15 protein-coding genes are annotated in these 13770 nt (G+C 43.3%); all 15 read left to right on the top strand.

Annotated features, from left to right (window positions below):
- Position 1 precedes the first annotated feature (1 nt).
- The 15 genes from phnC (at position 2) to nusB (ending at position 13769) form a co-directional block, all read left to right on the top strand.
- Entirely contained in the window at positions 2–790 is a 789-nt protein-coding gene (gene phnC / locus IGI73_RS06075; protein ID WP_005225755.1) for a phosphonate ABC transporter ATP-binding protein, read from the top strand.
- On the top strand, positions 787–1569 hold the full coding sequence (gene phnE, locus IGI73_RS06080; RefSeq protein WP_192416035.1) for a phosphonate ABC transporter, permease protein PhnE: 783 nt from the start codon (positions 787–789) through the stop codon (positions 1567–1569). The genes phnC and phnE (IGI73_RS06080) overlap by 4 nt, the downstream gene beginning before the upstream one ends.
- Entirely contained in the window at positions 1566–2357 is a 792-nt protein-coding gene (gene phnE, locus IGI73_RS06085) for a phosphonate ABC transporter, permease protein PhnE (protein WP_428206352.1), read from the top strand. Before phnE (IGI73_RS06080) ends, phnE (IGI73_RS06085) begins: the two co-directional genes overlap by 4 nt.
- 146 nt (positions 2358–2503) lie before the next feature.
- Positions 2504–3412 (top strand): diacylglycerol/lipid kinase family protein, encoded by a 909-nt coding sequence (locus IGI73_RS06090; RefSeq protein ID WP_087627316.1) that lies wholly within the window; start codon positions 2504–2506, stop codon positions 3410–3412.
- A 96-nt stretch (positions 3413–3508) separates the two neighbouring features.
- Complete coding sequence (locus IGI73_RS06095; RefSeq protein WP_428206351.1) at positions 3509–4042, top strand: N-acetyltransferase family protein; 534 nt, start codon at positions 3509–3511, stop codon at positions 4040–4042.
- 230 nt (positions 4043–4272) lie between these two features.
- A complete protein-coding gene (locus IGI73_RS06100; RefSeq protein ID WP_060792504.1) occupies positions 4273–7047 on the top strand; it encodes a sigma-54-dependent transcriptional regulator in 2775 nt (924 codons plus the stop codon).
- A 230-nt stretch (positions 7048–7277) separates the two neighbouring features.
- A complete protein-coding gene (locus tag IGI73_RS06105) occupies positions 7278–7772 on the top strand; it encodes a PTS system mannose/fructose/N-acetylgalactosamine-transporter subunit IIB (RefSeq protein ID WP_026008065.1) in 495 nt (164 codons plus the stop codon).
- A 69-nt stretch (positions 7773–7841) separates the two neighbouring features.
- The gene (locus tag IGI73_RS06110; protein WP_005225763.1) at positions 7842–8834 is read left to right on the top strand and encodes a mannose/fructose/sorbose PTS transporter subunit IIA; all 993 of its coding nucleotides are present in this window, start codon (positions 7842–7844) and stop codon (positions 8832–8834) included.
- A gap of 30 nt (positions 8835–8864) precedes the next feature.
- Positions 8865–9668 carry a PTS mannose/fructose/sorbose transporter subunit IIC gene (locus IGI73_RS06115; protein ID WP_005225764.1) on the top strand — a complete coding sequence of 268 codons (804 nt, stop codon included), beginning with the start codon at positions 8865–8867 and terminating at the stop codon, positions 9666–9668.
- 20 nt (positions 9669–9688) lie between these two features.
- Complete coding sequence (locus IGI73_RS06120) at positions 9689–10600, top strand: PTS system mannose/fructose/sorbose family transporter subunit IID (RefSeq protein WP_005225765.1); 912 nt, start codon at positions 9689–9691, stop codon at positions 10598–10600.
- A gap of 114 nt (positions 10601–10714) precedes the next feature.
- Positions 10715–11080 (top strand): DUF956 family protein, encoded by a 366-nt coding sequence (locus IGI73_RS06125; RefSeq protein WP_005225766.1) that lies wholly within the window; start codon positions 10715–10717, stop codon positions 11078–11080.
- A gap of 74 nt (positions 11081–11154) precedes the next feature.
- Positions 11155–11394, top strand: a complete 240-nt coding sequence (locus IGI73_RS06130; RefSeq protein WP_005225767.1) for a GlsB/YeaQ/YmgE family stress response membrane protein — start codon at positions 11155–11157, stop codon at positions 11392–11394.
- 218 nt (positions 11395–11612) lie between these two features.
- Positions 11613–12677: a M24 family metallopeptidase gene (locus tag IGI73_RS06135; RefSeq protein ID WP_005225769.1), complete on the top strand. Its 1065-nt coding sequence runs from the start codon at positions 11613–11615 to the stop codon at positions 12675–12677.
- Positions 12678–12886: 209 nt separating this feature from the next.
- The gene (locus IGI73_RS06140; protein WP_005225770.1) at positions 12887–13312 is read left to right on the top strand and encodes an Asp23/Gls24 family envelope stress response protein; all 426 of its coding nucleotides are present in this window, start codon (positions 12887–12889) and stop codon (positions 13310–13312) included.
- A complete protein-coding gene (gene nusB, locus IGI73_RS06145) occupies positions 13305–13769 on the top strand; it encodes a transcription antitermination factor NusB (RefSeq protein ID WP_034858046.1) in 465 nt (154 codons plus the stop codon). The genes IGI73_RS06140 and nusB overlap by 8 nt, the downstream gene beginning before the upstream one ends.
- The last annotated feature ends 1 nt before the right edge of the window (position 13770 follow it).

Raw genomic sequence — 13770 nt, forward strand, 5'->3', positions numbered from 1 at the left:
CATGGCTCTAGAGAACGAAACGATTATTTCATTTCAGAATGTGACCAAGCAATACCCAAATGGGGTGTTGGGGTTGAAGGACTTGAACATCGATATCAAAAAAGGGGAATTTGTCATCGTAGTGGGCTTATCCGGTGCAGGTAAATCGACGATGCTGCGCTCCATCAATCGACTGCACGAGATCACGAGTGGCGAGATTTTAATCGATAACAAGTCGATCACAAAAGCAAAAGGAAGAGAGCTGCGCTTGATTCGTCGAGACATTGGCATGATTTTCCAAAGCTTCAATTTGGTGAAACGTTCGAGTGTCTTGCGAAACGTCTTAACGGGGCGGGTGGCTTATCATCCCACGCTCAAAATGCTGCTGGGTCTGTTTCCGCAAGCGGACAAAGAGTTGGCATATCAATCACTGCAGCGGGTCAATTTAGCAGAAAAAGTCTATACCCGAGCCGATGAATTGTCTGGCGGTCAGCAGCAGCGGGTTTCGATTGCCCGGGCGTTGACGCAAGAGCCGAAGATTATTTTAGCGGATGAACCAGTTGCTTCATTGGATCCGTTAACCACTGAAAAAGTCATGAATGACTTAAAACGGATCAATCAAGATCTGGGGATCACCATCGTAGTCAATTTACATTCTGTCCAATTAGCTAGAGAATACGGCACGCGGATCATCGGGTTGCGAGACGGAGGCTTGGTTTTTGATGGCCCTGTCAGTGAAGCGACCGATCAGCGATTGAAACAGATTTATGGCAGCGAGATCATGGAAGAGCAGGAAGGGGCGGGACAATGACGACAAATACGTTGCCGAAACGCAGCGGACTATGGAAAAATGTTCTTTGGCTCGGCATTTTTTTAGTGGTATTGTTCGTTAGCGGCTCTATTTCAGGTGTTGATTTGGCACGGTTCTTTAGCAATAGCAGTCAAATGAATGTCATCTTACAAAAGATGGCTCATCCTGATTGGGCATATGCCAAAATCATTGTTGAGCCGATTTTGCAAACGATCCAAATGGCGATCATCGGCACAACCTTTGGTGCACTGGCGGCCTTTCCGTTTTCACTTTTAGCAGCACGAAATATCATGACCAATCATTGGATCAGTGGTTGTTTCCGTTTTGTTTTGAATATCATTCGGACGGTACCTGATTTGATGCTGGCGGCTTTATTTGTCGCCATTGTCGGAATTGGTCCGGTTGCAGGGGTGATCTCCATCTCTGTGTTTTCTTTTGGGATGATCACCAAATTGTTTTATGAATCGATTGAAACGATTGATGAAGGTCCGATCGAAGCGATCACGGCTTCTGGAGGATCGAAGTTTGATATCATCCGCTATGCAGTCGTACCGCAAGTCATGAGTCATTTTCTTAGTTACTTGCTTTATGCCTTTGAGATCAATGTGCGGGCATCGACGATTCTTGGGTATATCGGCGCAGGCGGAATCGGTGTTTTCTTACAACGATCTTTAAGCCAATTTCGATATGACCAGACGTCGATCATCGTCTTAGTGATTTTTGCAGTTGTTTTGGTGATTGATACCATTAGTAATAGATTAAGGGAGCGATTATTATGATGTTGCCAGCAGAACCGAAAAAGAAAAAAATACGGAATTGGCTGATCGCTGTAGTCGTTATCCTCCTTTATATCTGGGCTTTTGCTGGCGTGCCTTTTGCTGGTGTTAAAGAAAATGTCGGTCAAATTGTCGGCTCGATCTTTCATGGCCTGATCCATCCTGATTGGGGCTATGTTTATACCGGTGATGGCGAAGATTTGATCAGTCTGATGATCGAAACCGTCGCGATTGCCTTTGTTGGAACCTTTTTGTCATCGGTTTTAAGTATTCCTTTTGCCTTTTGGGCGGCGCGCAGCAAAAACAGCCCTCGCTGGTTATCGGGATTTGGGAAAATCGTGCTGACGGCGATTCGAACGTTTCCAGAAATCGTCTTAGCCATCATGTTTATCAAAACGGTAGGTCCGGGCTCCTTTGCTGGCGTCTTGGCGGTCAGTGTCCATTCCATTGGGATGCTAGCAAAGCTTTACAGCGAAGCGATCGAAAACATGGACCATGGTCCCTCGGAATCCGTCATTAGTGCGGGAGGAAGCCGCTGGGATGTATTAGGCTTTGCGACATTGCCGCAACTGATCCCAGAATTTCTTTCTTTTACCTTGTATCGATTTGAACTGGCTGTCCGTTCAGCTTCGATCTTAGGGATCGTAGGGGCAGGTGGGATCGGTACACCGATGATCTTTGCCATCAATGCGCGTTCATGGAGCCGTGTAGGAATCATTTTATTAGGGATCGTGGTGACGGTCACGATCATTGATTTTATTTCTGGGCGTTTGCGTAAACGATTGGTTTAATAAAATGAAGTGAGTACTCGAAAAAACACAGTCTGATTAGGCTGTGTTTTTTTTGTAGGGGATAGGCGGAGGTCGTTTAAGACAGGTTTCGTGAAACTTGTTATACTGGATTCATAGAAAATGAACCCAAACAAGGAGGCTGTTTTATGAAAGCATTATTGATCGTCAATCCAAGCTCAGGTGGGGAACAGGCCCAAGAATATGAGCAGCTGGCAGAAGAAAAGCTGCGGGAAGCTTTTTCAGAAGTCGTGGTCAAGCATACCGAAAAAGAAGGAGATGCCACACGTTTTGCCTCTGAAGCGGCAGCAGATTTTGACAGTGTCTTTGCAATGGGGGGTGATGGTACCGTCAATGAAGCGGTCAATGGCTTAGCCCCTCATGACAAACGACCAAATTTTGGTTTCTTCCCGCTGGGAACAGTAAATGATTTAGCCAGAGCATTAGCGATTCCACTAGATCCTAAGGAAGCCATCGAATCATTTGCAGTGGATCACACTCGCAAAATCGATATTGGTCAGGTCAATCAAGCCTATTTTACCAATGTGGTGGCGATCGGTATGATTCCAGCAGCGATCAACAACGTAGAGGTCGAAGAAAAAACCAAGCTGGGAAAAATGGCCTATTTTGTTTCTGGTCTGCGGGAAGTGCGGAAAAATGAAAGTCATCCGTTTGAAGTGACCGCCGAAAATAATGGGGAAAAAACGACGATCGCTGTGGAAAGCAGTACGATGATCGTTGGGTCATCCAATACGATCGGCGGTTTCGAATCTCTTTTGCCTAAAGCGAGTACCGATGACGGCAAATTACATCTGATCTACTTGAAGGATACGAATCTTTGGGAGACCGTCAAAAGTGTCCCAGAGCTTCTCAAAGGGGTGACAGAATCAAATGATGTTCTTGGCTATCAAACCTTTGATAAAGCTGCGATTCGTTTGACGGATGGGGCAACGATCGAAACAAATGTCGATGGTGATCCAGGACCTGAATTGCCAATCACAGTAGCGGTACTGCCACAGCATCTTACCGTGTATTGCGGAGCTGAAAAAGCCCGCTAAATCATTTATCACTAGGAAACGATCCGTCAAAAGCGGATTGTTTTTTTTGTTCAGAAAGAGTATACTGGGAAAAAATTTACTGAAAGAAGGGATTCTATGACGATACGTTCTGCCACGATTGCAGATGCCCAAGCCTTGACAGCAATCTATGCTTATTATGTAGAAAAGACACCGATTACCTTTGAAACGGAGGTGCCATCGGTTCAAGAATTCGCGGAACGCATCGCCAAGACCTTGAAACGCTACCCGTATCTCGTTGCAGAAGAGGCTGGTGAAATCGTCGGTTATGCCTATGCGTCAGCCTATAAAGAACGGGCTGCGTACGATTGGACCGTTGAAGTAACCGTTTATTTAGCACCGGATGCCAAAGCAAAAGGGCTCGGCACCGCTCTTTATCAAGCGCTTGAAGAAAAATTAAAAGCGCAAAACGTGGTCAATCTGACTGCATGCATTACAGGAGGCAATCAACAAAGCGAGGCTTTTCATGAGAAGCTTGGGTATCGGAAAGTTGCTGATTTTGCGCATATCGGCTATAAGTTCAATCAATGGCACGATGTGATTTGGATGCAAAAAGAACTGCAATGGTTTCCTGAGAAGGTACCAGCGTTCATTCCCAATGAAAAAGCCTAACGCATCCTGACTTTTGAATATCTTTTTTTGGCAAAATGCTTTATGCTGAGAGTAGCATGTAATAGGACGTTCTATTGCTCTTTCGAACAAAGTATTTTGCTTTTTCTGTGCGGAAAAAAAGTTGCTTTTTTATAGAAAAATGAGTAAAGTATTCAAGTGGAAAAAACAAGGAGGCGAAGCTGTTGGGCAAGCGAATCGAACGGATTTATCAATATATCGTCGAAAATACGATGAGCGGCTTAGGGGAAAAGAAAGGGTTGTCTACTTCAGAAGTTGCCGATCATTTAGCCATTCAGCGCAGTAATGCCAGTAAGGATTTAAATAAGCTTGTCAAAGAAGGGCGCGTCGAAAAAAGCGACTCGCGGCCTGTTCGCTACTGGGCGGCAGGGGTCGATCCCAGCAGTAGGGAAAAGTATGTGCCAAGCTACAAAGAAAGTCGCCCGCAAAGAGAAAAAGCCTTCCCTCAACGGGTACAAGGAAAACCCTCTGACCGAGATATTTTTGCGACGATCATCGGTGCCAACGGAAGTATGAAAAATGCCGTTGAGCAGGCGAAAGCAGCGATCTTGTATCCGCCAAAAGGGCTAAACTGCTTGATCACAGGGCCTACTGGTTCTGGGAAAACCTACTTTGCCCATGCAATGTTTCAGTTTGCCAAAAGCAATCAAGTAATTGCCGATGACAAAGAATTGATCGTCTTTAACTGTGCCGACTATGCAAATAACCCAGAGCTTTTGATGAGCCATTTGTTTGGTTATGTACGGGGGGCCTTTACGGGTGCCGATCAAGAGAAGATCGGTATTATTGATCAAGCGGATGAGAGTATGTTGTTTCTCGATGAGATCCATCGATTACCGCCAGAAGGGCAAGAAATGATTTTTTACTTTATGGACCATGGAACGTTTAGTCGTTTAGGGGAAACGGGCAAAAATCATCAAGCGAATGTCCGAATCGTTGGAGCGACTACCGAAGACCCCAACTCAACGCTATTAGATACCTTTACCCGACGCATTCCTATCAATATTCAACTGCCCTTCTTTGAGAAACGACCCGCATCAGAAAAAGTCGATCTCGTTCGGGTGTTAGTCGGGCAAGAGGCGTCCCGTATTCAGCGGACGATCACCTTGACAGAAGATGTAGTCAAAGCGTTGATCGGCAGTGTCAGTTTTGGGAATATCGGTCAATTGAAATCCAATGTCCAGCTCGTCTGTGCTCGGGGCTTTTTGAATCATATGCAACAAGATGAGATTGAGATCGATTTGATCGATTTGCCAGAAGGGATTCGTTCGGGATTGATCGTTTTAGGGAATCGCCGCAATGAGCTGGCGGAGCTTTCTAAAATCCTTGAACCGAAGATCAGCATTCAACCGAATCAAAACTTAAACAATATTCAATCAGATTCCTATGAATTGCCTTACAATCTCTACGACATCATCGGGGATAAAGCAGCCTTATTAAAAGCAGATGGTTTGGATCAAGAAGCAATCAATCATTTTATTTCAACCGATATCAATGTTCATTTGAAATCTTTTTATAAAGATCACGGCTTCTCTTTTAATTCTGTCAATAAACTAAGTGAATTTGTCGATCAGAAAGTGATCAGTGTAACAAATCAAATTTATGAGATGGTTCGGAAACGGTTAAATTACGATTTCCAGCAAAACTTTATTTACGCGATGAGTTTGCATATCAGTTCTTTTTTGAAAAAGATCCATTTGGGAGAAGAACGGCAAACCAACGACAACATTCGTCAAATGGTGGCGGATTACCCCCAAGAGTTCGAAGTTGCCAAAGAAGTCCGCGACTTCATCGGCGACAGCTTTCACGTGGCGATTCCTGAAAGTGAATCCTATTACTTGGCAGTTCTATTGGTTTCACTGCGTACGACACATTCCTCTGGGAAAATTGGTGTCGTTGTGGCAGCTCACGGCAACAGTACGGCTAGTAGTATGGTACAAGTAGTCAAGCAGCTGTTGGAAGTCGATCAAGTGACAGCGGTGGACATGCCATTAGATATGCCACCGGCTGTGGCGTTGAAAAAAATCGTGGATAGTGTACGAGCAGTCAATGACGGCAGTGGGGTGATCCTCTTAGTCGATATGGGGTCCTTAGCGACCTTTAATAATGAAATCCAGCGAGAAACGGGTGTGGCTGTTCGAACAGTCGATATGGTGACTACCTCCATCGTCCTTGAGACGGTCCGGAAAGCATCAGTGATCGGCACGGACCTCGATCAGCTCTATGATTCATTACGGAAGTTCCGCGGATACGGAGCGGTCACTGTGGAAGAACCAGTGACACAAAACCACCACCCTAAAGCGATTCTAGCGGTCTGCGCTTCGGGAAAAGGGACAGCGCAGCGCATCAAAGAATTGATCCAAAGCTCATTGTCAAAACGCCAAAATCAAAATGTTGACGTAGTGACCTTATCGGTGGCGGATCTGAGAACGGACTTGGATCAGATTCAACAGCGCTACCGGCTGATTGCCGCAACGGGGATCATTGATCCGCATATCGATGCACCGTTTATATCATTAGAACGTTTTATCGACCAAGATGTTGATCTTTTGTTGGATGATATCTTATTGGAAAACGATTTGAGTTTTGAAGATGAAGTGCAGCTAGATGATCGGCAGGCAAAGGAAATCTGTGTTCGGTATTTAGAGGAAAACTTTACCTATATCAATGCGAAAAAAGTGGTAGAGCCGTTGTGGAAATTTGGCGAAGAGATCATTCACGATTTGGATTTGGTAGGGGCGCAGCAAGGCTTTCAGATCAATTTTGTGATGCATGGCGCAGGTATGCTGGAGCGGATCTTATTGCGTCAACCATTGACTGTTTCTGAAATTGATTTAGCAGCGATGGAGGAGAATCCTCTTTACGGCCAATTGCATGTGCATGTCCAATCATTTTCGCGCTTGATGAATATCGAAGTGCCGAAGACAGAAGAGTATTACCTGCTGGAGTTGATCAAAAACCATCACGAAAAAGAAATGTATTTTTAAATCCTACAAATAATACAGATACACTAAAAAAGATACAGTATTTTTTAGTGTATCTTTTTTTAGTGTATTGTCCGAATGCTGATTCTTAAGGTTTTTTCAAGAATAGTGTATCGAAAAAACTTGGCACGCTTCTTGCTTCTATATAAGTGGATACAGGAGGTGATTGAAAAAAGAACAGATCCTCAATATGAAAAGCGGATCGATGGATGTAGGAGGCTTGCACAATGGGAATGGATATACGTCTTGCCCGAATCGACGATCGGTTGATTCATGGCCAGGTCGCCACAGCTTGGTCGAAAATGACTGGTATCAATCGAATCATCGTGGTCAGTGATGAGGTCGCAAATGACCAATTACGGAAGTTTCTCTTGAAAGAAGCTGCTCCACCAGGAATCAAATCCAATGTGGTGACAGTAGCAAAAATGCTTGAGGTGGCGCATAACACATTATTTAATACGCAAAAAGTCATGTTATTATTTACCAACCCTCAAGATGTCGTGACTCTGGTCAAAGGAGGCATTGACATTCGTTCCGTCAATATCGGCGGCATGAGCTTTTCAATGGGAAAACGGATGATCACTAATTTCGTGTCAGTCAATGATCAAGATCTTGCTTCGCTGCTTTATTTGCAAAATCAAGGCATAGAAGTAGAGATACGCAAAGTTCCAGCTGATCGTAAAATCTTTTTGAAGGATATTTTGGAAAAAGAAGGTAGTCACCCTTAATTTTTTCGATGTTGTTTTTTCTTTCGTATTCGTGTCACATTTTTCAATTTTGATATAGGAGGTAAAAAGATGGTAGGAATTATCCTAGCAAGTCATGGAGAATTTGCTAACGGCATTTTGCAATCTGGTTCAATGATCTTCGGCGAACAAGAAAATGTTAAAGCTGTTACATTGATGCCAAGTGAAGGTCCAGATGACATCAAGGCAAAAATGCAAGAAGCAATTGCTACATTTGACGATCAAGAAGAAGTATTATTCTTAGTTGATCTTTGGGGTGGTACTCCTTTCAACCAAGCAAACAGCTTGTTTGAAGATCACAAAGACAAATGGGCAATCGTTGCTGGTATGAATTTACCAATGGTGATCGAAGCCTATGCTTCACGTTTTTCAATGAACACTGCGCATGAAATCGCTGCGCACATCGTTGAAACAGCTAAAGAAGGGGTTAAGGTCAAACCAGAAGAGCTTGAACCAGAAGAAGCGACAGCACCAAAAGCTGTGCAAGACGATCAACCTAAAGGATCACTTCCTCCGGGAACTGTTCTAGGCGATGGCAAAATCAAAATCGTGCTTGCGCGTGTGGATTCTCGTTTGCTACATGGTCAAGTCGCTACAGCTTGGACAAAATCAGTTAATCCATCTCGGATCATCGTTGTTTCTGATGCAGTGGCAAAAGATGATTTGCGTAAAAAACTGATCGAACAAGCAGCTCCTCCAGGAGTAAAAGCGAACGTCATTCCAGTGGACAAAATGATCGAAGTTTCTAAAGACCCTCGTTTCGGGAATACGAAAGCTTTACTATTATTTGAAAACCCACAAGATGTATTGCGTGCAGTTGAAGGCGGCGTTGACATCACTGAAGTGAACGTTGGTTCAATGGCTCACTCTGTTGGGAAAGTTGTTGTAAGTAAAGTATTGTCGATGGGTACGGACGATGTGAAGACATTTGAAGATCTAAAAGGACGCGGCATCAAATTTGATGTGCGTAAAGTGCCAAATGACTCTCGAGACAACATGGACGAAATCTTACGCAAAGCCAAAAATGAATTGGCGAATAAATAGAAACGTATTCAACTAAATAGGAGGTCTATCATGACTATTATATCTATGGTATTAGTAGTACTCGTTGCCTTTTTAGCTGGTATGGAAGGAATCTTGGATGAATTCCAATTCCATCAACCGCTAGTCGCGTGTACTTTGATCGGTTTAGTGACCGGTAATTTGGAAGCATGTATCATTTTGGGCGGATCATTACAAATGATCGCACTTGGATGGGCAAATATCGGTGCCGCTGTTGCACCTGATGCTGCATTGGCGTCTGTTGCATCTGCAATTATTTTAGTTTTAGGTGGACAAGGAACTGCTGGTGTTGATACAGCGATTGCCGTTGCGATCCCTCTAGCTGTTGCTGGTTTGTTCTTGACAATGATCGTTCGTACATTGGCTGTGCCAATCGTTCACTTTATGGATGCTGCTGCTGAAGAAGGCAACATTCGTAAAATCGAAATGTGGCATGTGATCGCTGTATGTATGCAAGGGGTTCGTATTGCGATTCCTGCAGCTGCATTGTTGGCAATTCCTGCTGCAACTGTTCAAAACTTCTTAGAATCAATGCCTGCATGGTTAACTGATGGTATGGCTATCGGTGGTGGTATGGTCGTTGCCGTTGGTTATGCAATGGTTATCAACATGATGGCAACTCGTGAAGTATGGCCATTCTTCATTATCGGTTTCGTTATCGCAGCTATTTCTCAATTGACATTGATCGCTATCGGTGCTTTGGCAGTAGCAATCGCATTGATCTACTTGAACCTAACTAAAATGGGCGGATCATCAAATGGAGGCGGCGGCAGCAACACTGGCGACCCTCTAGGCGATATCTTGAATGACTATTAGAATCGAAGGAGGAGAAAAAAATGGCAGAAAAAATTCAATTAAATAAAAAAGATCGTTTAGCCGTAGCATGGCGCTCTACCTTCATTCAAGGTTCATGGAACTATGAACGTATGCAAAATGGTGGTTGGGCATTCTCGATGATTCCAGCAATCAAAAAATTATACAAAACAAAAGAAGACCGTGCCGCTGCATTGAAGCGTCACTTAGAATTCTTTAACACTCACCCATATATCGCATCGCCAATCTTAGGGGTAACATTAGCCTTAGAAGAAGAACGTGCCAATGGCGCGCCTGTTGATGACGTAGCGATCCAAGGGGTAAAAGTTGGGATGATGGGTCCTTTAGCCGGTGTCGGTGACCCTGTGTTCTGGTTTACTGTACGTCCGATGTTAGGTGCTCTAGGTGCTTCTCTTGCTTTAGCTGGAAACATCTTAGGTCCAATCATCTTCTTCGTTGCATGGAACATCATCCGTTGGGCATTTATGTGGTACACACAAGAATTCGGCTATCGTGCTGGTTCAAAAATCACTGATGACCTTTCAGGCGGATTGTTGCAAGATGTAACAAAAGGTGCTTCAATTTTAGGAATGTTCGTATTAGGGTCACTCGTTCAGCGTTGGGTATCGATCTCATTTGCGCCAGTTGTCTCAAGCGTACCGCTTGATGAAGGTGCTTATGTCGATTGGGCGAACTTGCCTTCTGGCTCTGCTGGTTTGCAACAAGCCTTCCAACAAGTTGCTGAAGGCCGTGCGTTGACTGATACAAAAGTAACAACATTGCAAAACAACTTGGATCAATTGATTCCTGGTCTAGCTGCACTATTGCTTACTTTATTATGTATGTGGTTATTGAAGAAAAAAGTTTCTCCAATCATCATTATTATCGGTCTATTCTTAGTCGGTATCGGTGGACACTTGATCGGATTGTTATAATCTTTTCAATGAAAGGTGCTTGGGGCAACCCAAGTACCTTTTTATTTATTCGCCAAACCTGCTGCAAACACGTATAATAAGATAATAAGACGATATAGAATGGAGTAAGCGCAAATGGTACAATCTCTTAATACAAAAGTGGATTTGACGATCGATGCTACGTCTTTTTTAGGGATCAATGAGTACGGCAAAATCATGATCGGCGATAAAGCCTTTGAGTTTTACAATGACCGTGACAAACGCAAGTTTATTCAGATCCCATGGGAAGATGTCGACTATGTGATCGCTTCGGTCATGTTCAAAGGCCGTTGGATACCACGCTATGCGATCCGCACCAAAAAGAATGGCACGTATACCTTCTCCTCAAAAGAACCAAAAAAAGTCTTGCGAGCGATTCGTGAATACGTCGATCCAGACCATATGGTGCATTCATTAGGCTTTTTTGATGTATTGAAACGAGCCTTCACTCGCAGAAAATAACAAGAGAGCATATATTTTTCCAATTGATTCTCAATATGGTACCCTTTTTATAAGAAAGTTTAGGAGGGGTTAGTATGCACTTTTTATGGACATTGATCGTAGGAGCGGTCATCGGTTCAATCGGTGGTGCCATTGCAGGCGAAAAACGCGGTTGTATTTTTGATATCGTTGCGGGACTTGTAGGCGCATCGATTGGTCAAGGCCTTTTTGGCACTTGGGGACCGCAAGTAGCAGGAATGGCTATCGTGCCTGCGATTATCGGCGCGGTCATTTTCGTGGCAGTCGTATCGTTCTTTTTGGGACGTAAAAGATAATTATCAAAAAAGCAATTCATTGATTGAATTGCTTTTTTTTGTGCACGGAAGCCATCATTTAGAAGAGAACAACGAAAGATCACACGGCAATCTTTTTAAAGTACTCTATCGTTTATTCATATTGCTTGATTTTTTAGAAAACTTTTCGCTTGCTTTCCGCTTTTTCTGGAAGTTTGTTATAATACTATCGTATAGAACAAGAAAGTAGGGAACGATACATGTTAAGAGTTGAAAAATTACGTGAAGCAATGAGAAAAGATTCGATTGATGGGTTCTTGATCACCAGCCCATACAATTTGCGTTACTTGACAAACTTTACTGGGACAACTGGTTTAGCAGTCATTACGTTGGACAAAGCTTTTTTTGTAACAGATTTCCGATATACAGAGCAAGCAGCTGCCCAAGCTCAAGGATTTGAGATCGTAAAAAATAGCGGACCGATTTTTGAAGAAGTTGCAACCATCTGCCAAAAGGAAGAAATCAATGTCTTAGCTTTTGAAGAAAGTTTCGTCAGCTTTGCCGAATACTCCGTCTTAGAAGACTTGATCGAGGAATCATCCCTTGCCCCTGTATCGGGTATGATCGAGGCTTTGCGGGAAGTCAAAGATGAGGAAGAGATCGCATTGATCCAACAAGCCTGCCATATCGCCGACCAAGGATTCGAACATATTTTGAAAATGGTCCGCCCAGGAATGACAGAAATCGAAGTGGCGAATCAGTTAGATTTCTTTATGCGTTCATTAGGTGCCACAAGCGTATCTTTTGAAACGATCGTTGCTAGTGGACTGCGTTCAGCAATGCCCCATGGGGTTGCCAGTGAAAAAGTGATCGAACAAGGCGATCTGATCACGTTAGACTTTGGCTGTTACTATCAAGGCTATGTGTCTGATATGACTAGAACCTTTGCAGTAGGAGATCCTGGCGATAAATTGAAGGAAATCTATCAAATCGTACTTGAAGCGCAAGAAAAAGTCTTGGCCGCAGCAAAACCTGGAATGACCGGAATTGAACTAGATGCGATCGCTCGGGATCACATTGCTTCCTTTGGCTACGGAGATGCCTTTGGTCATTCAACAGGCCATGGGATTGGTTTAGAGATCCACGAAGGACCAAATGTATCCTTCCGCGCTGATAAAGCATTTGTTGTCGGAAACGTCATTACAGATGAACCAGGGATCTATCTTCCAGGAATTGGCGGCGTTCGTATCGAAGATGATCTTTTGATCACCGAAACTGGCAATAAAGTGTTGACACATTCACCGAAAGAATTGATCATTCTCTGATTCATCGACCTTGTTTTTCAGAAAATTCATTGAGAATAGTGGGTTATTATAGATTCTCAGTGCAGAAAATGATAAACTTAGAGCGAGAAGAAACACTGTGCCATGGATGTTATTGATTGAATCAAGCGTTGGTTTGCTTCAAACGGAAAAAACGAGCGGTTTTTTTACAAACAATACGGTACAGCTGTTTAGAATGGAGGCAAAAACGTATGAATGAAGATAAAAACCTTGTATTAAATGCAAGTCCTGAATTAGGCGAGATCGTCATCGCGCCAGAAGTGATCGAGATCATTATTGGGATCGCTGCTTCTAAAGTGGAAGGTGTCTATGGGATGCGAGGAACACTGGCAAACAGTGTCACTGAATTATTAGGTCGCGCAGCTCATGGCAAAGGGGTTTACTTAACGATCGATGAAACAGGGATCAAAGTGGACATCTATTGCTATATCACTTATGGGATGTCAGTGCCTAAAGTGGCAATGGAGATCCAAGAACGGGTCAAACAGCAAGTCTTATTTATGACAGATGTACAACTGGCTGAAGTAAATGTTCATGTTGTGGCAGTCGTGCCAGAAAAAGTAGATTTACCAGACATCGAAGAATTATTTGGAAACGATGAGGAAGAAAATGAGTAAAGAATTATCACGGCATGAAATACGGAAAATGGCGTTACAAGCTTTATTTCCACTAGACTTTAATAAAGATTTAACGAAACAAGATGCCATCATGCATGCCATCGAGTTGGAACACCATGAATTGATCGATGAAGAACAAGAGCATTTTGTGCCTGTTTATTTAGATCAATTAGTGGCAGGTGTCTGTCATTACAAAGAAGCCTTGGATGAAGTCATTCAAAATCATTTAAAAGCTGGTTGGAAAATCCAGCGTTTATCAAAAATGGACGTGACGATTTTACGAATTGCTTTGTATGAAATGATCTATGTGGATAATGTGCCGAATCGTGTGGCTTTGAATGAAGCGATCGAGTTAGCGAAAACTTTTAGTGATGATCAGTCCAGAAAGTTTGTCAACGGTATTTTATCGACAGTCAATCAAGAGCTAGAAACAAAAACCAACCAGGTAAGTGAGTAAT

This window comes from Enterococcus sp. DIV0755f, from assembly GCF_051713725.1.
Lineage (GTDB): Bacteria > Bacillota > Bacilli > Lactobacillales > Enterococcaceae > Enterococcus_D > Enterococcus_D casseliflavus.

What these genes read in the sequence shown, in the direction of transcription:
- phnC (WP_005225755.1), top strand. Translation starts at nt 2, where the DNA reads ATGGCTCTAGAGAACGAAACGATTATTTCATTTCAGAATGTGACCAAG.
- phnE (WP_192416035.1), top strand. Translation starts at nt 787, where the DNA reads ATGACGACAAATACGTTGCCGAAACGCAGCGGACTATGGAAAAATGTT.
- phnE (WP_428206352.1), top strand. Translation starts at nt 1,566, where the DNA reads ATGATGTTGCCAGCAGAACCGAAAAAGAAAAAAATACGGAATTGGCTG.
- IGI73_RS06090 (WP_087627316.1), top strand. Translation starts at nt 2,504, where the DNA reads ATGAAAGCATTATTGATCGTCAATCCAAGCTCAGGTGGGGAACAGGCC.
- IGI73_RS06095 (WP_428206351.1), top strand. Translation starts at nt 3,509, where the DNA reads ATGACGATACGTTCTGCCACGATTGCAGATGCCCAAGCCTTGACAGCA.
- IGI73_RS06100 (WP_060792504.1), top strand. Translation starts at nt 4,273, where the DNA reads ATGAGCGGCTTAGGGGAAAAGAAAGGGTTGTCTACTTCAGAAGTTGCC.
- IGI73_RS06105 (WP_026008065.1), top strand. Translation starts at nt 7,278, where the DNA reads ATGGATATACGTCTTGCCCGAATCGACGATCGGTTGATTCATGGCCAG.
- IGI73_RS06110 (WP_005225763.1), top strand. Translation starts at nt 7,842, where the DNA reads ATGGTAGGAATTATCCTAGCAAGTCATGGAGAATTTGCTAACGGCATT.
- IGI73_RS06115 (WP_005225764.1), top strand. Translation starts at nt 8,865, where the DNA reads ATGACTATTATATCTATGGTATTAGTAGTACTCGTTGCCTTTTTAGCT.
- IGI73_RS06120 (WP_005225765.1), top strand. Translation starts at nt 9,689, where the DNA reads ATGGCAGAAAAAATTCAATTAAATAAAAAAGATCGTTTAGCCGTAGCA.
- IGI73_RS06125 (WP_005225766.1), top strand. Translation starts at nt 10,715, where the DNA reads ATGGTACAATCTCTTAATACAAAAGTGGATTTGACGATCGATGCTACG.
- IGI73_RS06130 (WP_005225767.1), top strand. Translation starts at nt 11,155, where the DNA reads ATGCACTTTTTATGGACATTGATCGTAGGAGCGGTCATCGGTTCAATC.
- IGI73_RS06135 (WP_005225769.1), top strand. Translation starts at nt 11,613, where the DNA reads ATGTTAAGAGTTGAAAAATTACGTGAAGCAATGAGAAAAGATTCGATT.
- IGI73_RS06140 (WP_005225770.1), top strand. Translation starts at nt 12,887, where the DNA reads ATGAATGAAGATAAAAACCTTGTATTAAATGCAAGTCCTGAATTAGGC.
- nusB (WP_034858046.1), top strand. Translation starts at nt 13,305, where the DNA reads ATGAGTAAAGAATTATCACGGCATGAAATACGGAAAATGGCGTTACAA.